Source organism: Nocardia sp. CA-120079, from assembly GCF_050955745.1.
In the GTDB taxonomy this organism is placed as follows: Bacteria; Actinomycetota; Actinomycetes; order Mycobacteriales; family Mycobacteriaceae; genus Nocardia.
The window spans coordinates 1,444,173-1,464,624 of record NZ_CP192088.1; the positions used below are offsets into that span (position 1 = coordinate 1,444,173).

The 20,452-nt window shown below is 65.4% G+C and carries 23 protein-coding genes; 9 read left to right on the forward strand and 14 right to left on the reverse strand.

Annotated features, from left to right (window positions below):
- Positions 1-5 precede the first annotated feature (5 nt).
- From ACQPYR_RS06540 to ACQPYR_RS06560, 5 genes are all read right to left on the reverse strand, one after another.
- Positions 6-527: a hypothetical protein gene (locus tag ACQPYR_RS06540; protein WP_433628787.1), complete on the reverse strand. Its 522-nt coding sequence runs from the start codon at positions 525-527 to the stop codon at positions 6-8.
- A 194-nt stretch (positions 528-721) separates the two neighbouring features.
- On the reverse strand, positions 722-1,603 hold the full coding sequence (locus ACQPYR_RS06545; RefSeq protein ID WP_433628790.1) for an alpha/beta fold hydrolase: 882 nt from the start codon (positions 1,601-1,603) through the stop codon (positions 722-724).
- A 153-nt stretch (positions 1,604-1,756) separates the two neighbouring features.
- Positions 1,757-3,004 carry a hypothetical protein gene (locus ACQPYR_RS06550; protein ID WP_433628793.1) on the reverse strand — a complete coding sequence of 416 codons (1,248 nt, stop codon included), beginning with the start codon at positions 3,002-3,004 and terminating at the stop codon, positions 1,757-1,759.
- Between the two features lie 7 nt (positions 3,005-3,011).
- Positions 3,012-4,805: a hypothetical protein gene (locus tag ACQPYR_RS06555; RefSeq protein WP_433628796.1), complete on the reverse strand. Its 1,794-nt coding sequence runs from the start codon at positions 4,803-4,805 to the stop codon at positions 3,012-3,014.
- Positions 4,806-4,867: 62 nt separating this feature from the next.
- Positions 4,868-5,911: a DUF2235 domain-containing protein gene (locus tag ACQPYR_RS06560; protein ID WP_433628799.1), complete on the reverse strand. Its 1,044-nt coding sequence runs from the start codon at positions 5,909-5,911 to the stop codon at positions 4,868-4,870.
- A gap of 310 nt (positions 5,912-6,221) precedes the next feature.
- Here ACQPYR_RS06560 and ACQPYR_RS06565 point away from each other — a divergent pair, with 310 nt between their 5' ends.
- On the forward strand, positions 6,222-6,773 hold the full coding sequence (locus tag ACQPYR_RS06565; RefSeq protein WP_433628801.1) for a hypothetical protein: 552 nt from the start codon (positions 6,222-6,224) through the stop codon (positions 6,771-6,773).
- Positions 6,774-6,866: 93 nt separating this feature from the next.
- Here the strand turns inward: ACQPYR_RS06565 and ACQPYR_RS06570 are convergent, their stop codons facing one another.
- Complete coding sequence (locus ACQPYR_RS06570; RefSeq protein ID WP_433628803.1) at positions 6,867-7,730, reverse strand: hypothetical protein; 864 nt, start codon at positions 7,728-7,730, stop codon at positions 6,867-6,869.
- A 481-nt stretch (positions 7,731-8,211) separates the two neighbouring features.
- Between ACQPYR_RS06570 and ACQPYR_RS06575 the strand changes: the two genes are divergently transcribed.
- On the forward strand, positions 8,212-8,415 hold the full coding sequence (locus tag ACQPYR_RS06575) for a hypothetical protein (RefSeq protein ID WP_433628805.1): 204 nt from the start codon (positions 8,212-8,214) through the stop codon (positions 8,413-8,415).
- Between the two features lie 82 nt (positions 8,416-8,497).
- Here the strand turns inward: ACQPYR_RS06575 and ACQPYR_RS06580 are convergent, their stop codons facing one another.
- The 5 genes from ACQPYR_RS06580 to ACQPYR_RS06600 form a co-directional block, all read right to left on the reverse strand.
- Positions 8,498-8,869 carry a hypothetical protein gene (locus ACQPYR_RS06580; protein WP_327093724.1) on the reverse strand — a complete coding sequence of 124 codons (372 nt, stop codon included), beginning with the start codon at positions 8,867-8,869 and terminating at the stop codon, positions 8,498-8,500.
- Positions 8,866-9,351, reverse strand: a complete 486-nt coding sequence (locus ACQPYR_RS06585; RefSeq protein ID WP_433628807.1) for a roadblock/LC7 domain-containing protein — start codon at positions 9,349-9,351, stop codon at positions 8,866-8,868. Before ACQPYR_RS06585 ends, ACQPYR_RS06580 begins: the two co-directional genes overlap by 4 nt.
- Positions 9,348-10,100 (reverse strand): hypothetical protein, encoded by a 753-nt coding sequence (locus tag ACQPYR_RS06590; RefSeq protein WP_433628810.1) that lies wholly within the window; start codon positions 10,098-10,100, stop codon positions 9,348-9,350. The genes ACQPYR_RS06585 and ACQPYR_RS06590 overlap by 4 nt, the downstream gene beginning before the upstream one ends.
- A complete protein-coding gene (locus ACQPYR_RS06595; protein ID WP_433628813.1) occupies positions 10,090-10,458 on the reverse strand; it encodes a hypothetical protein in 369 nt (122 codons plus the stop codon). Before ACQPYR_RS06595 ends, ACQPYR_RS06590 begins: the two co-directional genes overlap by 11 nt.
- 383 nt (positions 10,459-10,841) lie before the next feature.
- Positions 10,842-11,429 carry a TetR/AcrR family transcriptional regulator gene (locus ACQPYR_RS06600; RefSeq protein ID WP_433628816.1) on the reverse strand — a complete coding sequence of 196 codons (588 nt, stop codon included), beginning with the start codon at positions 11,427-11,429 and terminating at the stop codon, positions 10,842-10,844.
- Between the two features lie 139 nt (positions 11,430-11,568).
- Between ACQPYR_RS06600 and ACQPYR_RS06605 the strand changes: the two genes are divergently transcribed.
- The 4 genes from ACQPYR_RS06605 to ACQPYR_RS06620 all read left to right on the forward strand — a co-directional run bounded on the left by ACQPYR_RS06605 (position 11,569) and on the right by ACQPYR_RS06620 (position 15,248).
- A complete protein-coding gene (locus tag ACQPYR_RS06605; RefSeq protein ID WP_433628818.1) occupies positions 11,569-13,059 on the forward strand; it encodes a DHA2 family efflux MFS transporter permease subunit in 1,491 nt (496 codons plus the stop codon).
- Between the two features lie 60 nt (positions 13,060-13,119).
- Positions 13,120-13,491 carry a nuclear transport factor 2 family protein gene (locus ACQPYR_RS06610; RefSeq protein WP_433628821.1) on the forward strand — a complete coding sequence of 124 codons (372 nt, stop codon included), beginning with the start codon at positions 13,120-13,122 and terminating at the stop codon, positions 13,489-13,491.
- A gap of 512 nt (positions 13,492-14,003) precedes the next feature.
- A complete protein-coding gene (locus tag ACQPYR_RS06615) occupies positions 14,004-14,813 on the forward strand; it encodes an AfsR/SARP family transcriptional regulator (RefSeq protein WP_433628823.1) in 810 nt (269 codons plus the stop codon).
- Positions 14,814-14,843: 30 nt separating this feature from the next.
- Entirely contained in the window at positions 14,844-15,248 is a 405-nt protein-coding gene (locus tag ACQPYR_RS06620; RefSeq protein ID WP_433628826.1) for a helix-turn-helix transcriptional regulator, read from the forward strand.
- A 43-nt stretch (positions 15,249-15,291) separates the two neighbouring features.
- Here the strand turns inward: ACQPYR_RS06620 and ACQPYR_RS06625 are convergent, their stop codons facing one another.
- From ACQPYR_RS06625 to ACQPYR_RS06635, 3 genes are read right to left on the reverse strand one after another with little or no spacing between them, the layout of a single operon-like run.
- The gene (locus ACQPYR_RS06625) at positions 15,292-16,368 is read right to left on the reverse strand and encodes a beta-ketoacyl synthase N-terminal-like domain-containing protein (protein WP_433628829.1); all 1,077 of its coding nucleotides are present in this window, start codon (positions 16,366-16,368) and stop codon (positions 15,292-15,294) included.
- A 34-nt stretch (positions 16,369-16,402) separates the two neighbouring features.
- Positions 16,403-17,623 carry a beta-ketoacyl-[acyl-carrier-protein] synthase family protein gene (locus tag ACQPYR_RS06630; protein ID WP_433628832.1) on the reverse strand — a complete coding sequence of 407 codons (1,221 nt, stop codon included), beginning with the start codon at positions 17,621-17,623 and terminating at the stop codon, positions 16,403-16,405.
- Positions 17,616-17,897 carry an acyl carrier protein gene (locus ACQPYR_RS06635; RefSeq protein WP_433524906.1) on the reverse strand — a complete coding sequence of 94 codons (282 nt, stop codon included), beginning with the start codon at positions 17,895-17,897 and terminating at the stop codon, positions 17,616-17,618. Before ACQPYR_RS06635 ends, ACQPYR_RS06630 begins: the two co-directional genes overlap by 8 nt.
- A 220-nt stretch (positions 17,898-18,117) precedes the next feature.
- Here ACQPYR_RS06635 and ACQPYR_RS06640 point away from each other — a divergent pair, with 220 nt between their 5' ends.
- Genes ACQPYR_RS06640 through ACQPYR_RS06650 form a run of 3 tightly spaced genes read left to right on the forward strand, consistent with a single transcriptional unit; the run spans position 18,118 to position 20,449 of the window.
- Entirely contained in the window at positions 18,118-19,107 is a 990-nt protein-coding gene (locus ACQPYR_RS06640) for an AfsA-related hotdog domain-containing protein (protein ID WP_433628835.1), read from the forward strand.
- A complete protein-coding gene (locus ACQPYR_RS06645; RefSeq protein WP_433628838.1) occupies positions 19,104-19,748 on the forward strand; it encodes an HAD family hydrolase in 645 nt (214 codons plus the stop codon). Before ACQPYR_RS06640 ends, ACQPYR_RS06645 begins: the two co-directional genes overlap by 4 nt.
- The gene (locus tag ACQPYR_RS06650) at positions 19,745-20,449 is read left to right on the forward strand and encodes an SDR family oxidoreductase (protein WP_433628840.1); all 705 of its coding nucleotides are present in this window, start codon (positions 19,745-19,747) and stop codon (positions 20,447-20,449) included. The genes ACQPYR_RS06645 and ACQPYR_RS06650 overlap by 4 nt, the downstream gene beginning before the upstream one ends.
- Positions 20,450-20,452: the final 3 nt, after the last annotated feature.

Consider the following 20,452-nt stretch of genomic DNA (forward strand, 5'->3'; position numbering starts at 1 on the left):
CGTGCTTATCTCGGCGAGGTGGTGGGCGCGCCGGATCCATCGGTCCGGCCGTCTTGCGGGACCGGCGTGGTGATGCCGACTATCGCCCCGAGCGACGCCCCGAGCGCCCCGCCGAGCACGGCGGCAGGTCCGGCTACGACGGCGACACCAACGGCCGCGCCGAGGAGCGGGCCGACAACCAATCCGGTCGGCATGAACGGGATGCCGACGACGAACCCGGCGGCCGCGCCGGCCATTGCGGCGGCTATCGCGACGGGCGCGGACACGCCCGCGGCGATGCCCGCACCGATTGCGGCGCCGACGCCCGCGTCGACGGCGGTGGCGGTGCACCGGTCGGGATCTACGGGGACGCGTTCGCAGAACTCCTGGATCGGCTGCTGATCCACGGCCGGCGGCGCGTCCGGCGCGTCCACCGTGTGGATTCGGGTCCACGATGGGATGGCAGGTGCCTGCGCGGTGGCATCCGGGGATGCGTTCGCTACTCCGGTGCCGAGGACAACCGCAAGTGGCAATATGCTCGCAATCAATATCGGACGTGATCCACGCCAACGACCGGCTTCCGGCATTCCGCACCTCCTGGACGTCTACCTCTTGGTTTGTCGACCTCGAGCATTTGTCGCACGTTGCGGCGCAGACAGCTTAAGCGGCCGACGCGGCCGGATCAGGGATAACTGTCAAATCCCGTGTGTCCCCGCAAATCTGCGGCTACGTCCAGGCGTCCTCAGCGTTTGTGCCATTCGATGACCGCGGCGACGATCTCATCGGCGGCGTCTTCCTGGATGTAGTGACCGGCGCCGTCGAGCAGGACGGTTCGATGGTCGGCGAAGAGCTGCTGCCACCGGCGGCGTTCGGGTGCGCGGAACGCGACGTCCTTCGTGCCCCACACCAGCAATGCCGGGCGGTCGCGCACGGCCTCGAGTCCCTGCTCGACTTCGGCGAGGAACGTTGCGCTGCCGAGGATTTCGCGAGGGAACACGTGTACCGGCTTACGTGATTCCGGCGTCGGGAACGGACCACGGTAGGCATCCATCACTGCCGGTGACAGTTTCTTGCGCCGGACACCCGCGGGAATGATCCGCTCGACGAAGAAGTTGCGGTGCAGGATCAGCCAGCCGCCGATCGGGCCGCCCAGGAACCGTGAGAACGCCTGGGTGCCCGGATCGGATTTGGGCCAAGCCCAAGTGTTTCCGATCACGAACGCGGCGAATCGGTCGGGGTGTCGGGTGGCAACGGCAAATCCGATCGGGCCGCCCCAGTCCTGCACCAGCAGTGTCGCATCGCGCAGGTCGAGTCGCGTGAGGAGTTGCTCGACCACATGGGCGTGCTCGGCTGGAGAGAATCCGTATCCGGGAGCCGCCTGGGAGAGCCCGAAACCGGGATAGTCGACGGCGATACAGCGGAACCGATCTCGTAAGCCGATGATCACGTCCCGATAGAGGAACGACCACGTCGGATTGCCGTGCAGCATGATCAGGGGCGGTCCGCTGCCCTCGTCCACGTAGTGCACCCGCGAACCGTCGATCTCATCGAAGTGGTCTGCGAACGGGTACAGGTCCGCGGGGATCCAGGCCGGTCTGGCGGGGATCTCGGCGTTGCTTTCCATCGCGCATCCTCTCCTTCCCACAGGGGCATTGATGCTGTCGCTGGTGCCCGTGGTCGTGCCGCGCGGTCGACCGACAACCGGTCGGGCGGCGATGGCGGCGAGCCGATCGGTGTCACAGGTAGCCGGTCCGGCTCTGGCCGGTTGGCATGAGGATCAGGCGGTGAGCGTTACCTCGGACCACAGGTCACCGTTCACGGCGATCTTGCCGGGGACGGCATCGGGAGCCGTGTCGGCTCGGATGACGGTGTGATCGTGACTCACCAGCGAATCGACCAGCGATTTCTTCGGAATGGTCTTCGCCCAGCGCTTGACCAGTCCGAACGGAATCATCGCGTAACCCTCGGTCTGCCAATCTTGTTCGACGAAACGCCGGGGCGTGGCATTGTGCGAACCGTGATGTCCGACCTTGTAGAAGGCCAGGCGGGACACGAGATCGACATTGCGCGGATCGGACAGGACGTGCTCCCATGCACCCTGCTGCGCGTCCCCCGGGAACAGCAATCGGGTTCCGGCGATATCCAGCACGAAGAAGACACTGGTGTTGTTGACCGCGTTCTCGAGAATCGAGGCGGCGCGCAGCAGTCGATCGTCATCGTCGACGAGATCGTCCAGGTCCAGATCCGCCTTCGCCTGAAGCAGGCGCTCCGGCAGGGTATTCCGCGCGATATAGCGCCGGTTGAACAGCGGCGTCGGCCTGCCGTCGCTCGTCGCGGACGCGCCCGCGCGCACCAGGGGCCACGATTGCTTCGCAGGCGGATCCATGCGCTTCAGGAATCGGGCATCGCGCGGCGGTCCGAGGATATGTGCGACGAGCCCGACGCGCTCAACGGCGATCGTATTCTCGGTTTCGTCCTTGCTCGGCAGGTACCGCACCCGGTGGGGCGCGGCGAATCCGCTGAAATTGCGGCCGAGGAGCCGATCGGTCGCGGCGGCATTGCCCTGCGAGTTCACCGCGAATGCTTGTGCCTGTTCGGCGCTCGCCGACATACGACGCCCGTTGCCGCGCCGCTCGATCAGCGCGAGCAGACCGTTCGCGGCATCGACCTGCCCGCTGCGGATCCGTCGCGCGTCTTCGTCGTCGGGGTCCTCGACGAATGGCACCCACACCTCGTCCACGGTCACCTGTTCCCACTCCCGGCAGGCGAATCCGGTGATGTGATCGGCGTGGTGATGGGTGGCGACCACGATATCCAGATGCGGTCGGTGGTGCGGATCGGCCTCGGCGAGGTCGGCGATGATGGCCTGCACGGAGTCGCGGATCGGGCGTGCCCGGCCCTGGCTGTGCACGCCGCAGTCGACCAGCATGCGCCAGGTTTCGTTCTTGCGCCGCACCGTCACGGTGAAGGCGTCGCCGAATCCGACGTTGTACATCCGGACGGCAATTGTTGTCGGCGTTGACATTTCGTACCTACTCATCCGTCAGCGCGTGGATTGCCGCGAAATCGAGGCGGTGGATTGCGTGCTCGGCAGTCCATGCGCTCAGCGCGTCGTCGGCCTCCAGTCGGTCGAACCATTCCCGCATCGCGGCCAGCCGCAGCTTGCCCGCCCGGTGGAATGCGATGGCAGTGTCGTCAGCCGCCGACGACTCGTCGCTGAACGGCAGCGGCTTGGCGATCACATAGTCCACACTCCCGTCGGCGCTGACGACGAGCGCGGTCCCGGCGCGGATCACCGGTTGTTGTTTCCCCTGGCCCGCATCCTCGAGATCCGTGCGACGCTGCAGCAGCTGGATGGCCAATTCGGGACGCGGTAACCGATCGCCTGCCATGCGGTAGGAGACGTGGATTCCCTCGCAGCTGATTTTGAAGTTCGGATCCAGTCCGATTCGGGCGGCGTTCGCGTCGGCCCATCCGATGAGCTCCTGGGCGACCTGCTCGAAAACGGAGTGGCGGGTCGAAGAACTGTCTCGGCCGGCGGCACCGTTGCCGTCGAGCACAGCGGGAGTTCGCAATTCGCCGGGAATGCCGATCGGGTCGAGATCCTTCGAAGCGGACAGGATGACCCTGGACAAATCCACCGGGTGCTCGCCGTCGCCGAGGTTCATCGGATTGTCCGGCCGTTGCCAGACCAGCGCTTCATCGGTCAGCGAGGTGACGCTTACCGGCCAGATGCCGCGCCGCCGCAGCGCCTCCACGAGGGTGCTGCGCAGGTGTTGCCGATCCTCCGGATAAAGGCCGCGATCCGCGGTGACGATCGCCCGGACGACATCGCCGAATGTGACGTCCAGTACCGGGAGATAATCGAAACTCCGCACGACCATCCCGAGCATCCGGTCCGCGGTCTTGACCGCCTCGTCGGCGATCCGAGATACCAGATCCGGGTGCAGGCGACCGGGCGGCAGCACTCCGGTGCCGCCACTGGCGATCCGCAGCAGATCCGCGATGGCGCTCTGGTAGGAGTCCCGGTACGCGTCGAATACCGCCGCCACGAAACATGCACCGCGTTCGTGCGGCTCCTGTGCCGCACGAAATCGCTCGGGTGTGCGGCTGAGGTCCCTTATCGCCGAACGCAATGCCGCGCCGCGTCCGGTGGACTCACCGAACTCCCGCGCCAGGTCCAGCAGCCCCGCGCTCTTTTCGAGCTCTCCCGATGTGGTCGCGATCGCGTCGAGTACCACGTCTCGGTGGGAGAAATGCTGGAACAGCGCGATCAAGTCGGCGACGGCCTCGTGCCAGGCGAAGACATCCCGGTTGGTGGATTCGTTGTACAGCCGCCGGATTCGATGCACGATCGCATGCGTCACCTCGTGCGCGATGATGTCGCTCGACAGGCAGGTGAAGATGACCTGGCCGGGGAGATTGGCGCCCGGATTCTCGGCATCGGCTTGGTAATAGCCGAACAGCAAGGCGCGCCGCCGCGGATCGAAATAGGCGTTCTGCCCTTCGAAGGCGTGCGGGACCAGACGCAGGATCTGGTCGCGGTGCCACCGGAATCGGCGTCCCATGAACCGTTCGAATCGCTCGATGACGCTCATCGCGACCGCATAGACGATCTGTTGGTGCGCACGGGGATCGGTTTCGGTCGGTCGAATTCCGTCCTGTGCCAAGACAAATGGATCATCGAGGTCGACCGGGTCATACCACGCATCGCGGCTGGCGTCGAAGTCGACCACCTGCACGAGTGTGCCGTCGGGGCCCGGTCCCCGGATGTGTTCGAATGGGATATCCAGTGTGAGGAATTGGCCGGACAGCCGCGTCGACATCGGGTCGAATGCGAAGGTACGCAGCCTGCGCCGGGCCGGCGGACAGATTCCGCTCCCGTACTCTACTGAATTCGCAGTTTCGTCCATTGCTCGTCTTCCCACATGACATCCCGGGGGATTCGTTTTCCATACGCTGTGTCGCTCTCGCACCGTGACCGCACGCTCGCGTGCACCCGAGCACCCGCCGGAACCTGCCGTCGGCGGTAGGTGAGTAGGGCCCAGATCCAGCCCATCCGGTGCACGCTGCCGTTCGCATGCTCGGGGCTTATCGCGCAGGTGTCCAGGTACGCCCCGGCGCGCAGCAGCAATCCGGCCTCGAACGCACCGTCGGTGATCCACTTGAGCGCGATTTCGGCCAGCTTCGGATCGTCCTCGAAGGTCCCGCCGACATCGGAGTGGACACCGGCGAACCATGCCTCGGTGAGCACCGGCCGGTTCCCCTTCGGAGTGACCAGATATTCCTCGTACGGACGGCGCTTCTCATCGATCGAAACGGCGTGGTGTGCCTTCGCCACATTGGGCACCTGCCTGGTGAAGGGCCATTTCAGCTCCCAGCGCAGCAGGCCGGCCGCCTTGACCGTGTCCCATACGCCGAGGAATTCGATGGGAATCGAGAAGTCGCCGTCCGCGGATTTCGAGCAGAAGGTGCGCGCGTATCGGCGCAGTTCCGGCCAGTTCGTGGTCTTGCGGGTGTAGGCGCTGACGACGTACTGGACGAGATTCTCACTGCCCGGACGGAGGAGGCCGGGCTCGTGCAGTAATCCGGCCAGCGCTCGCGCGGTATACGCGCCGCGGCTGAATCCGAATATGAACACACGATCGCCCGGCTGCCAGTGCTCTATCAGATAGGAGTAGGCCTCGGCGAGATTCGAACGCAGCCCGCTGCCGACCGCCGAGCCGAGCACTCGCGAGAACCACCGGGCCGGTGGCGACCATGCGCCTTGAGCGCTGAAAGTACCGACACCCGGGTCGTAGTAGGCGATCTGTTTCGTGGCATCGCTCAGGTCCAGCATCTCGAACAGGCGAACCACATTGGTGCTGCCGGTGGCGCGGACCTGATTGCCTGTTCCGTCGAGACAGATGACGATGTTCTTACCGGTGGACACGCAATGAGTGTGGGCCCGTCGAGCCGCGAAGTATCGAGTAGTGCGGTACCCGAATTTCGCCCCGATCGGCGATCGATTTTCCGCGCTCGGTGGCGCTGTGCGTAGTTCGCCGATGCGCTCGGCGGAGAAATCGAATCGACCACTCGGTGTTATTCGATCGGAATCCGATTCGCTATCCCCTGGGGGCTAAAACCGACTTTTATTCCGTAAAGAAGTTGTCGACTCAATCAAAAGAGCGGAGCATCATTATAGCTATCCGGTGCCGTTTGTCGGGGAACGTCAATCGAAATCGGAAATGATTGGAACTCCAATGTTCGTCAAGAAATTGATAGCGACCGCCTTTATGGCCGTCGCGGCGACCGGCATAGCCACTGCTACCGCACACGGCGAGGGGATGCTGACAGATGTCAGCCTCAACGCTGCGGATGGACCGATCGCCTACACAACGACTCTCGCAGCCGATCACACGAGCGCTCTGGTGAGCTTGGCCTCCGGCAGATTCGTCGTCACACCCGATGCCGTCACGGTCCTTGCGGACAATGGTGCGGTAGTCGGCAGTATCCCGACGACGCTGCGTACCGAAGCCGGACAGAGCCTCGCGGTGACACCGGCGCTGGACAGCACCAGCACGCTATTGACCCTCACACCGGTCGGTGGACCGACAACTGAGGCCGTCAACTCCCAGAACATGCCCGGTGTGCAGCAGGCCTGGGGACCGATTTCGATCGCTGTCGGCGCAACCATCGGTTGCTTGGTCGGCGTTGCGATCGGTATCTGGTTCTTCCTGGTCGGCGCCATCGTCGGCTGCGCGATCGGGGCAGCCATCGGTGCGGCGATCGGCTTCTTCTCGCCGTTCCCGTGACAGGTCACGCATCGGAGGTGATCGAACACAATGCAAGCGGGCCGGGCGCCTATCGGCAGCCCGGCCCGCTCCTGTCCGCTGACGTCGCCGGCGCTATCTGGACAGTGCCGTTTCGCGCGCGGGCGGGCGGCGATCGGCTGTCCTGGTCCGGCGAACCATCCGGCGGCGGACCTGGGGGTCGTAAACGGTCAGGTCATCGTCGAATGCCAGCTGCTCCCAGAGGAAGACGTCGGTGTCCGATGCCTTCTGGGCGGACTGCTCCGGCGTGCGTTCCGTCGCAGCGCCATTCGGCTGGGGAGCCGAGATGAGCCGAACTGTGAAGCCTTGCTTGCGCAAGCTCATGGCACCGGCCGCCAGTGCGGCACCGCATGCGGTGACGGCGCTGAGCGTGGCGGCGAAATCGAGACCGGCGCTGGCGATTCGGTGCTCACCCCCGAGGTCGGTCGCCGAATTATTACCGAAGAGCCAGCTGAAAAGTCCGTTCTGATTTGCGGATTCGGTGATTTCGCGCAACTCCGGCGCTTTGCCGTTGAGGTAGGACAAGGCGGTGAGTACGAAAAGGGCGGCGGCAATGCTGCAGCCGAGCACCAGATAGGAAAGCAGCCGACTGCGGAGCCGGAAATACATCACGGTCGCCACGACCGCACCGGCTATAGCGAGTGTGGCGAGGACGGCCCAGGTGCTGCTGATGTTCACCACGGATTGGAATGAGCCGGTGGTGAATCCGTCGATCCGGCCGAAGGCGTTGGAGGTGACGGTGCCGTTGGGCCCGGTTGCTGAAATCCAGGGCTGGAACAGCAATAGGAAGGTGACCAGACCCAGACCCGGGGCGCACAGATAACCCCAGTCGGATCGTAGATCGAAACGTTGTGCGGTCACCTCGCCGATGAGATCGTCATCGTTCCCGGGGCGACCGAGCTGAACATTGTTTTCTTGCCAAGGCGTTGTGTGTGCCATTTCTAACCACACCTGCTGTGCCACTTCCGGTTTCGCGGAAGCGGACGCTGCGGGGCATGTCCTCCTGGGACGAATAATAGGAATTGGTACAGACGACATCGTCTGTTAACAGGAAGTTACGTTAGGACTCCCCGGTCCGCGGGGCAACGTGACCCCGTGCACACGCAACTTGTGAAACGGCCGTGATACGAGCGCTATCGAGGCGAATGAATTCGATGAAACCTGCTCTCTTATAGGTGTTTTCGCGGTCGGCGAAATGCGCGGGCGGTCGCGCTGGTGCGGCCGCGACAACCGCGCCGCCTGTGACCCGATAGACAGACTGCTCGGGATGCCTACCAGCGCACCGGGATCGAGCTACCGAGTGTGTGGCAGCAACCGGTAGCGCCCCCTCGAGCCCATCCAGCAGCGATTCGAGTCCGACCTCGAATGCGTCCTGATCGATCCGCTGCTGCCGCTCGGCCAGCAGATGTGCCTCGTTCAGATGCGGGTACTCCTCGGCGTCGATATCATGGCGCATTCCCAGGGCGGCCCGGTTTCCAGCCAATACCTGAAGTTCGATGGTGGTGCGGACAAAGTCGACAAGCGCACGGCATCGATCACGCTGCGTGCCCTCGACCCCGATGCCGACCGCAACCTGGATTGCACCTTCAATCCCGGGATGATCGGTGACGGCGCAAAGCTCTAGCCCGCAACGCGATTCACCTCGACGCCGGGCGGTGCGGTCGATGTCCACACCGCTCGGCTGCGGAAGGTGTTGCACCGCAAGGTCACACCTCGAGATCCTCTTCGATGGACTTGAGGCGATGCCGGGCCAGCGCGAGGTTCGCCCGGCCGCGGTCCAGCGCGATATAGAGGAACAGCCCCTTGGACTTGCGGCCGGTCATCGGGCGGATGATGTGGTACTGGCCGGTCAGCGTGATGAGGACATCCTCGATATCCTCTTTGATCTGGAGCTGTTCGATGGTCCGTAGTTTGGCGCGCACCACCTCGGTATTGCCCGCCGCGGCGACCTGCAGATCCAACGCCTTGGAACTGCCGAGCATGCCGAGGGCCATGCCGCTGCTGTAGTCGACGACGGCGGCGCCGATCGCGCCGTCTATCCCCATCATGTCCTTCAGCGCCAGATCCATATTCGTCATATCGGTTCCTTTCGATCGGTTTTCCAGGTCCGGTCTTTTCCGGAGTCGGTGGCCGTCAGGTGATCGGCGATGTTGCGGGCGACCGGGCGCGATTCCAGGTGCAGGCGGCCGACATTCACCTCGGGTCCGGTGAGCACCATCAGCGAGGCCCAGCCCGCCGCGTAGATCACCGCGTGCCCGCCGGTGCCGTGCACCACGACCTCGTGGAATCCGCCGCCGTGCGCGGTGGCGGCCAGCTGATACGACAGCGACAGATGGGCCGAGGCCAGCGCGGCCATCCGGGTCGGCTCGATATCTGATGGCAAATCGTGTGCGACGAGCAGTCCGTCGCTGGAGGCGACCAGGGTGCCGGTCAGATGAGGCAGACGATCGCGTAGCGCCTTCAGTTCCGCCAGCACCGTCGCATTCGGTTCGGGTCCGGACATCGCCACCTTCGTCAACCTTCCCATCAACTCGCCGAGCAGTTTCTTCCGCGCGGTCACGCAAGTTCCTCCAACGCGGCGCGGAGGCGGACGAGCACATCGCGATCGACCGGCTCCCAGCTCTGCGGGTGCGCGACCGGGGCCCGGCGCACCCGGCGCGGGAGAAATTGCCGCGGTTCGGTGCCGAGATCGGGCGGCTCGATCAGCCCCGCGGCGGTCAGCTCGCGTACCGCGACCAGCGCGCCATAGCTGGTGCGGCCCAGGTCGTGGGCGATGCCGGTGACGCTGCGCCTGCTGTCGGCGGCGGCCAGTATTTCGGTCTGGCCGCCGCTGAGCGTGACGCGTCTGCGCCGGACGCGGCGCACCGGCACGACGGGAGCACGGTCGACCAGTTCCGCTGGCCATGGTTCGGCCTCCGGATCTCCCCGCCGGGCGCATTCGTGCAGCAGTACCCGCGGCGGGATCTGGCAGACCGGGGCCAACCAATGCGGCGGCGCCGACCGGAATTCTGGAACAACTGGCGTGGCGAGCAGAAAGTAGGCGGCGTCGAAGACCGACAGCAATGCCAGGGTTTCCAGTCGCGGCAGGACCGGCACACGGCGCGGATCGCCGGACGCGGCCCGCTGCCATTCCGCCGCGGTCGCCACACCGCCCGCGATCGCGAGCCGTTCCAGATCGGTGGTGCGCAGGCAATCGGCGGCGGTTATCGCGCCGTCCGCGAGGTGAAATGCGCCATCGCCCGCGCACAGCACTCCGGTGCATTTCTGCTTTTCCAGTCGCCGCAGTTCGGTCGCGACGTCAACGACCATGAGCGTCCTCGACCAATTCGCCGAGAATTGCTCGAAGTCGAAATCTCGCGATGGCCAGATTTCCGGTGTCCTCGTCGAATAGCACGTGTACGAAAAGGCGACCGTCGAAGTCGCCGTTCACCAGATTCAACAGGTGATAGCCACGGGTGCCGCACACGATGATCTCGGTGAGGTCGTCCTCGCGGTCGGTCGCCAGCGCCGGACAGCCGAGCACCGTGCGGACCACATCGGTGGTGGTAGCGGCGTCTTCGTGTTGATCGACGTGGTCGTGCCGACCCGCCGCGGCGATCGCCAGACCGCTCGCGCTGTCCACCATCGTCACGCTGCGCGCACCGGGAATGTCCATGATGCGTTTCAAGCAGTCGTCGATACCGATCACCGCGTCCGGCCTGTCATTTCGGGGATTCCAGCGGTCCAGACGGTACACACTGCGGACGGGTGATGGAAGACGAATTCTTCAGATTTCTCGGCGGGCGACGCATTTCCGCCGGATACGCGGATAAGAATACCCTTCGGTATCAATACCTTTCGGTATCGAAAATGCCGGGCGAGCTGAATGTGGTACGGAATCCCCACTTTCGACAGCAGGTGCTCGAATGTCATTCGGTATTAACGACTGTTGGCGCCGAGGCGGCGAGAATCGCTGCGGTAGTAGAGAACCGGAATTTTGATCAGCAAACGTGTATATCCAGCATAGCTACTGTCTGGCGAACGCTCGGCCAGGCAACCGGAGGCCGAAACTCATTGCGGCGCGAGGCTTTGCAGGGCCAGTGCGATCAGTCGCGGCATGACCGTCGCACCCTCGACCGTCCTGGGCTCGTGCAGATGTTCGGCGAGGGTGAGGTGGACCTGGCCGTGCAGCATGGCCCAGATCAGCGCGGCGATCTCGCGAACATCGCCGGGGACGAGGATCCGGTCCCGCTGCGCGTCGGCGACGAGTTCGTAGAAGTACGCGGCGCATTCGTCGGCGGCGTCTAGCAGCACCTGACCGGGGGACTGGATCTGGTAGTCGCCGAATTCGAGGCGGTAGTGGTCGGGGCGTTCCATCGCACCGCGGACATAGGCGAGGCAGGCGCGGTAGAGCGGGGTGCCCTCACCGGTCGCATCCGCGGCCGCCTGCCGCATCCGGTCGATCAACCAGGACAGATTCTCCGCGGCCACCGCACTGAGCAACGCGTCCTTGTCCTGGAAGTGGCGGTAGGGCGCGGTCCGCGATACTCCGGTCGCGGCGCCGACGGCACGCAGCGTGACATGGTCCGGACCGCCCTTGGTCAGCAACTCGCTGGCCGCGGCGACCAGGGCTGTGCGGGTGTCGACGGCTTTGTTCATCAAACGAGCATAAAAGAAAGTTGACGCTGTCCACAGGGGCGGTTAGGTTGACACAGTCAACACGATATTCGGTGTCCGAGGGGGACGACCCGTGACCGAGACCATTCCCCACCCCCGAAGGTGGGCGATCCTATCCATAATGTGCCTGGCGCTCATCGTCGCCGGGCTCGACACCCTGATCATCACGATGGCCCTACCGTCCATCCAGGACCAGCTCAGCGCGACGCCCGGCGAGTTGCAGTGGATGGTGGACGCCTATTCGCTGGCGTTCGCGGCGCCGATTCTGTTCGCAGGCGGACTCGTCGATCGCTTCGGGCGCCGGCTCGGCTTCAGCAGCGGCATGGTGGTTTTCCTCATCGCCTCCATTGCCGCGGTGCTCGCAGGCAGTGCGGCCACACTCATCGCGGCCCGAGTCGGGATGGGCCTGGGTGCGGCGCTGATCATGCCATCCACACTGTCGCTGATCCGGCATATCTTTCCGCCGGAGGAGCGGGCCAAGGCCATGGGCATCTGGGTGGGCGCGGCCTCGCTCGGTGTCCCGCTCGGACCGGTGATCGGCGGCGTTCTGCTGGAGAATTTCTGGTGGGGGTCGGTCTTCCTGATCAACCTGCCGCTCATCGGCGCGGCACTGATCGGCTGCCTGCTGCTCATTCCGGAATCGCGCAACGAGGACCATCCGGGTCTGGACACGGTCGGTCTGGTGCTGTCGGTGGCTGGTCTGCTTGCGGCCGTCGACGGCATTATCGAGGCCCCCGCCCACGGCTGGACCTCCGCGCGCACCCTGATCCTGGTCATCGGTGGTGTCGCGGTGCTCGCCGGATTCATTGTCTGGGAGCGCCGTGCGCGCAATCCGATGCTCAGCGATGCGGTCTTCCGCGACCGTCACTTCGGCGGCCCGCTGGTGACGATCTCGACCCTGTCCTTCGGACTGTTCGGCGCGCTGTTCCTGGTCACGCTGTATCTGCAATTCGCGCTCGGCTATGCGCCGCTGAAGGCGGGCGCGCACATGCTCGCGCTGTGCACGATGATGTTCGCCGCGCCGTTGGCCACCAAGTTGGTCGAGCGTTTCGGGCTGGGCCCGGTGTCGATGTTCGGCCTGGTGCTGATGGTGGTCTCGCTGGTGCTGCTCGCCGCCGGTGACACACCGTCGAGCGGTCGGGTGCTGCTCGCGCTGGGGGTAATGGGCATCGGCGTCGGATTCGGCACCGCGCCCTCGACGAATTCGGTGCTGGAGGCCACGCCCGCGCACCAGTCCGGCGCCGGATCCGCGGTCGCCGATGTCGCGTTCCAGTTGGGCGGTGCGCTCGGCATCGCGGTCATGGGCAGTGTGGTGACGACCAGCTATCGCAACGGGGTGACTGTTCCGGACGGCCTGTCGCCGAGCCTGCACGAGGCCGCCGCCGGTTCGATCGGCGGCGCCGCGGCGGCCGCCCGCTTCCTCGGTGACGGCGGCGCCCGGTTGTTGGCCTCGGCGACCGATGCCTTCCTCGACGGGGTGCGCTCGGCGACGATCATCGGCGCGGTGGTGGCCGCCGTCGGGGCGGTGCTCGCGGCCATTGTGCTGCCCCGCAGACGTGCGGAATCGCCGGCATCCGAAGCCGCGGAAATTCGCGGCGATCTGGTGGCCTGAAACGTCGGGCCGGAGCCCTCCGACCCGTTTTGTGCGAAAACCGACGAAAGGACGAGAATTATGAGCTCGGCAAATCTGGACGATTTCATCAGCGACTACTTCGGAATGTGGAACGAGACCGACGAGGGTAAGCGTCATGCCGCGATCGAGGCGATGTGGGCCGACTCGGCGGCATTCCACATCTCACCGGCCGGGGCGAGCTTCACGGGGGTCCCGGACATTCGGGCGAATATCGACCGGGTGAACAAGCAGAACATCCAGGAGGCCGGTTTCCGGTTCCGGCATGTCAATACCGTGGCGAACCACGACTCGGTGGCATTGCAGTGGGAGATGGTGGACAGCGGTGACCAGATCGTCGGCGCGGGTCGGGATTTCATCCTGCGCGATGCGGACGGACGGATGAATGCCGTCTACATGTTCATGGGTCTGTGATCGGGTAGCCGTGTGATCCCGCGATAGCTGCTGGGGCGGAGGGTATTCCAGGAATATCGCAGCAGGATGCGTTGGTCCCGGGCGGACGGCGGAATCGTAGTGATTCGCTCCGCTCGGGATCTTCGCGTGTGCGTCGGCGGCCACTCGAATCGGTGGTCCGCCGATCTTTTGTTTGCGCATCGATAACCACGTGAAAATTAATCGCCCCTATTTTCGGTGGCATCGGAAGTCGGGCCGTAACGAACCGTGCTGTCCGGCAGATAAAAAGGGTGGGTAGGGTTTATCCCGACTGCGGAATTCTCTGATTCGAAGAGGCGAGCGTCTCGTGAAATTACCTGAATTTTTCGTGTGCATTCGTCGGATGAGCCGATTGCGATCTGGCACACATCGACGGTCGTGGAAAATCTTGATAGCTTTGGTCGAGGACGTGCAGCGTCGCACACGAAATTCCTCGATTCGCTTTTTCTGGCAACCATAATACCGGGGGGTATTCGGTGAACACTGTAAATTCGATGAAATCGCACGCTCGGGAGCAATTCCCGCAGTCGCCATACCGTGTGCTCGGCCCGCTGAAGGTGCCGGGTGTCGTCCGGGGCCCGAAGGTACGGCGACTGATGGCCCTACTGCTGGTCAATGCCGGTGAGGTGGTCTCGATGGACGCCATGGTCGACGAGTTGTGGGGTGACAACCCACCGAGTCAGGCCACCTCCACCGCTCGCACGCACGTCTATCACCTGCGCAAGATGCTCGCCGGGGGGTCGGCGCTGTCTACGGCGGAGAGCGCGGATGCGTTGGTCACCTGGCCATGTGGCTATCAGCTCTGCGTGCCGCACCAGCAGATCGACAGCCGGATCTTCGGTCAGCTCGTCGATCGGGGGCGCACCCAGTTGCACGCCGGTGCGTTCGTGGCGGCCAGGGAAAGCCTGCAGTCGGCACTGGCGCTGTGGCAGGGCCGGGCCCTGGCCGATCTGGTGCTCGGTGAAATCCTGTCCCGCCACGTCGCCCATCTGCACGATCTCAAGACCCGCGCGCAGGAGCTGCGCATCGAGGCCGATATGCGGTTGGGGCTGCATCGTGACCTCATTCCGGAACTGCGCAGCCTGATCGCGCTCGATCCGCTGAACGAGTGGTTGCACGCGCGCCTGATAGAGGCACTGCATGCCAGTGGGCGTCGCAGTGAAGCGCTGCGGGCCTATCACGAACTGCGTGTGCTGCTCGACCGCGAATTGGGTCTCGGCCCGAGCGATGAGCTGCGCCGGCTGCAGCGCCAGATCCTGACCGCCGACGCGCAGCCGCCCGCCCTGCGTCCCGTCGCTCGATGACTCGGCGGCAGTCAGCGGATGGGGGCGGGTATGTCGGTTCGAGGAGAGAAACCGGATCTGCGGCTGCGGGTCGGCAACCGCGTCGAGTTGGCCGGTCGGCTGCTCGAGCAGTGCGCGCACACCTGGCCGCCGGAGCCGGAGGTGCTGCGGCGGGCACGGTCGGCGCTCGATGATGCGCTGGCGGCGTTGGGGGAGTGCGCGGTTGCGGTGCCATCGGGCCGGAATCTACTGTCGCCACGAGAGCGTGAGATCGTCGATCTGGTGGCAATGGCATTGAGCAACAGGCAGATTGCGGTTCGATTGGCGATTACGGAGGGGACCGTCAAACGGCATCTGCGCAATATCTTCACCAAACTCGGCGCGGTATCGCGGCTCGATGTGGTGAACAAGGCAGGCGGACAAGCGCGTTCGGATCCGGCGATGCGCGGCGCATGAAACGGGCCGGAACCTCGATTGGTTCCGGCCCGTTTTGCGGAAGCTATCGATTGCGGACGACCAGGCACCCCACATTTCCATCGAGACCGACGGTGGTGACCAGACCGATAGCCCCCGCGGCCGCGTTCTCGCGCTTCCAGGTCGCCAGCAGTGCGGCGAGTTGCAGTGCGCCACTCGCGCTATAGGTGTCGCCGACGACCGCGGACGTATCGATCCGACGCGGCTGCTCGCCGACGCCGGCTGCGAGCGCGAGTTGTTCGGCGCGAGCCAGGTCGGAATTCCGGCTCGCCGTCACCGCGACGGCGTCGACGTCCTCCGGTGTGACACCGCTGCGTTGCAGTGCGCGATTGATTCGGGCGGCGAGACCGTCACCGAGCCGTTGCCGCGGCCCGGCCAATCCGATCTCGCAGGCCAGCAGTTCGGCCACCGGCTGCTCGACGGTGGCGGCATCGGTCACCGCGAACAATGCGCACCCTTCGCCCATCGGCGCTGTGGCAGGGAGCAATTCGGCCTGCCGCCAGCCCCAGGCATACGGCGCGGACAGTTCCTCGACACCACCGGCGAGCAGGCGATCGGCCCGGCCGAGGGCGATCGCCATCCGGGCATACCGGAAGGCGAGCAGACTGGATGCGGCACCACCGGACAGCGTGGCATTGACGCCCTTCAGTTGATGCCGGATCGCGATATGACCGGCGGTGCTGTTCATCACCGTATTGGGAATCTGCGCCGGATTGACCAGATAGGGCAGATCCTGGCGCAGGGTGTCCTGGGTGACCGCGATCTGTGTGCGCAGACTGCCCGCGGCGGTACCGAGTGCGACCCCGGAGGTGGTCGGCTCGTCGGGCCAATTCGCCTCGGCCAGTGCGAGTTCCGCCGCGACCACGCCGATCGCGGCGGAGCGATCCATGACCCGTCGGCCCTTGCGGCCCAGGTGCGCGTCCCAGTCCAATTCGGGCAGCGCACGCACCGGATGCGGCGGGAAGTCCGGCGCGTCCGGTGTCTGCGGTTCGCTGTTGCCGGTTCGGCCGCCGGCGAGGTGGTCGGCGAGTGCGGCCAAGCCGGTGCCCGCCGGGGACAGGACGCCGCAGCCGGTCACGGCCACAGGGGAAACGATGCTCATGCGAGCCTCCAAGTGGTTGTCGACACGCGGTGGTTCATCGGACCGCGCCGAGGATGACGACGGCGTTGTTGCCGCCGAAGGCGAACCCGTGGTTCTCGACGATGGCGGGCGTGGCCGGACGTGCCGTACCCGGCACCGGGTCCAGGCCGGCGCCGAGCCGCGGGTCCAGGGTGGACAGGTTGGCCGTCGGCGGCAGGAAACCTTCCGAGAGCGCGAGGCAGCACGCTGCCGCGCCGAATCCGCTTGCGGCGCCGAAGGAATGGCCGAGCATCGATTTGATCGAGCTCATCGGCGGTATACGCGCGCCGAACACCGCACGGACCGCCGTCGCCTCGGTTGCGTCATTGGTCGGGGTGCCGGTGCCATGCGCGCAGATGTAATCGATATCGGCCGGTGTGACGCCGGCCGCTTGATGGGCAAGCCGGATGCAGTCGGCGATGCTGTCGGAATCCGGGTTGACCATATGTCGCGCATCGCAATTCATGCCGTAGCCCAAAACCTCGGCGTAGATGCGCGCACCACGGGCCTGTGCCGACGCCAGCGGCTCGACGAACAGCGCGACACCGCCTTCTGCCGAGAGCGTGCCCGCCCGATCTTTGTCGAAGGGCAGGCAGCTCTGCGGAGCGAGCGCGCCGATGCTGTAGAAACCGGCGTGCGCGGCCCGGTTCACCGATTCGGCGCCACCGGCCAGAATGAAATCGGCCTCGCCGGTGCGCACCAGATCGTAGGCATAGCCGAGTGCGAAATTGCTTGCGCCACAGGCGGTCGGCACGGTCTGGGCCTCACCGTCGAGCCGCAGTTCGGTATTCACCGCCGCGGCGATCTGGCCGAGCGGAACCTGACGCACGAGTCGTCCGTCGAGGCTCTTGTAGCCGTCGGCGTACCACTGTTCGGTCAGCTGTTGCAGCGGGATCGTCTCGCCGCCGGTGGTGCCCATGATCGAGCCCGCCGCCGAGCGCGAAAGCAACTCCGGGTCGATGCCCGAGTCGGTGACAGCCTGGCGGGCCGCCACCGCGGCGAACAGACTGCTCCGCCCCCACCGATTCGGATCCAGATGCGAAAGTCCCGCGGCGGGATCGAAATCGGGGACCTCGCCCGCCTGCACATACGGGAATCCGGAGACGTCGAAGCTGGTGATCTCGCGAGTCCCGACCGTACCGGCCCGGATCGCGGTGCCGAACGCCGCGATACCGGTGCCGATGGGGCTCACCACGCCGAGGCCGGTGATCACCACCCGGCGCTGGGATTCAGGCATCGATGGTCTCCCCGTCCAGGATGCGCTGCACGAGTGCGGCCACCGCGTCCAAAGTCGTCAGCTTGGGCAGCTGGGTGCGCGGGATCGCGACCTTCAGTTCCTTCTCGAACCGGGACACGATGGTGATCAGCGACAGCGAATCGGCGTCGTAATCGTCCACGAACGCACCGGTATCGGTGAGTTCATCGGGATTCAGCTCGAGTTCCTCGGTGATGATCCGGCGCATCTGCGGCAACAGATCGGAAATCGCGTGCGGCTGGGTTTCGATGGTCATGACATTTGCTCCTTCGCGGATCGGTACGAACTCGACGGTAGAAACAGGGCCACCGAATTGGGAAGGCGCAGGGCGAATGATCGGTCGAAAGTGATATCCGCGCACGGAATTTTGGATATCGCCTTGACGCTTCTTTGATCTCGCGGTCCGGACCGGTTTTATATCGACCGCCGATTATGTGGTCGGTAGCTATGAGCAGCCCTGGAGAGAGGGGGACGCGATGGAAGTGGACGTCACATCGGAATGGCGGCTCGAAACCGAGTTGTCGTTCGACCGAACGATCGACCGGCATCGAGTACACCGGGCGGCGGTCGCCGAGGTATTCCTCACCGACGTGCGCGCATTCGACGAACAGCGGGTCGTCGTGGCGAGCCAATTACCCATCGACCACGGCTATTTCGGTGATCACACCCAGCAGCTGCCGGTGGTCGATCCGCTGCTGGTGATGGAGGTGGGGCGGCAGGCGTCCCTGGCGGGTGCGCACGAATCGGGTGTGCCGAACGGCGCCGCGATGATCTCGGAGGATTTCGATCTGCGGATCATCGATCCGGGCGCGCTGCACATCGGCGCGCAACCGGTCGAGCTATTGCTGGATTGTGTATTCACCTGGACGCGCGTGCGGCGCGGCCGACTTCGTGCGGGCGTCTGTGAGCAGGCGATCTTCCGGGACGGGCGGCTGGTTGCCAACCATCGCACCACCGGCCAGATCCTGACCAAGAACGAACTCGACGCGCTGCGCACCGCCCAGCGCGGAACCCCCGCGCCGTGGACTGCCGACCTGGTCGACGTGCCGGATCCGGCCGCGGTGCCTTCGGGGCTGGTCGGCCGGCGCAACCCGCACAATGTGGTGCTCGCCGATCTGCGGCGCGGGCGGGACGAACTGGTCGCGCGGGTGGCGCCGCGCTGGACCAATCGCGCGCTGTTCGACCACTCCTACGATCACCTGACCATGCAGATCCTCACCGAGGCGGCCCGCCAGCTCGCACTGACCGGTGTGGACGACGGATCCGGTGTGGCACTGCGGGATTGGCAGGTCACCGGGCTGGCGGGCACATTCAGCCGGTTCGCCGAACTGGATGCGGTCGTGACTGTCCGTACCCCGATACCGGTGCCGTCCGACGGTGAACTCGTCGTGCCGGTGTCGGTCGAACAGGACGGGGAATCCATCGCGACCGTCGAGGTCGCGCTCGTGCTCGGTGGCCTGCGATGACGCCGGTGCGGGTCGTGTGGACCGACTTCGGCGGCGTCCTCACCCCACCGGTCGCCGATACCCTCGCGACGCTCTGTGCGAACCACGGACTGGACCGAAAGGCATTGCTGGCGGCCATGTCCGCGGTCGCCGCTCGCTATGGCACCGACGATGCGATGGAACCACTGGACACCCCGCTGACCAGCGAGCGGGACTGGTTGCGGCAGATATCCGAGGAACTCGGCGGTGCGCTGCGCCTGACCACTCTCGCCGACACCTGGTTCGACGGCCGCGAGACCAATACCTCCTGGGTCGCGCAGTTGCGCGCACTGCGCGGGCGCGGCATCGGCGTGAGTCTGCTGTCGAATATGGTCCCGGCCTGGGATGCGCACTGGCGCAGGATGGTCGACGTCGACGGGCTCTTCGACCACGTGGTGCTGTCCTTCGAGGCAGGGCATCGCAAACCGACCGAGGAGATCTTCGCGTTCGCGGCTCGGCGCGCGGGTGTCCATCCATCCGAATGCGTGCTGGTCGACGATCTCGAGCGCAATTGCGCGGGAGCCGAGGCCGCTGGCTGGCGGGCCGTGCATTTCACCGGCACCGAATCCGCGGCCGCTCGACTGCGGCAACTGCTTTCACCCGTCACCGGAGGTGTGCGATGAGTAGATCCGTGCTGGTCACCGGCGGTAATCGAGGGATCGGCCTGGCCATTGCCACCGCCTTCGCCGAGGCGGGTGACAAGGTGGCGGTCACCTATCGCACCGGTACCCCGCCGTCCGGATTGTTCGGTGTGCAATGCGATGTCACCGACACGGCGTCGGTGGGCCGGGCCTTCGAGGAGATCAAGGCGCAGCAGGGTGCGGTGCAGGTGCTGGTCGCCAATGCCGGTTTCTCCCGCGACAATTTGTTCGCGACCTTGGATGACGCCGACTTCACCGATGTGATGGATACGAATTTCATGGGTGCGGTCCGTGCCGCCAGGGCCGCTGTGCCGGATATGATCCGGGCGCGCTGGGGCAGGCTGATTTTCGTCAGTTCGACCACCGCATTCTGGGGCAGTGGCGGGGCGAGCAATTACGCCGCGTCCAAGTCGGCGCTCGTCGGCCTGGCCCGTTCGCTGGCATGGGAATTGGGGCGGCGCAATATCACCTCGAATGTGGTCGCGCCCGGTCTGATCGACACCGACCTCACCGCGGATATTCCGACCGCGGTGCGGGAGCGGGTGCTCAACAACACTCCGCTCGGCCGGACCGGGACCGCCGCCGAGATTGCGCCGCCGGTGCGGTTCCTGGCCAGCGCCGAAGCGTCCTACATCACCGGAGCCGTACTCGCCGTCGGCGGCGGTATGGCGATGGGGCACTGACCC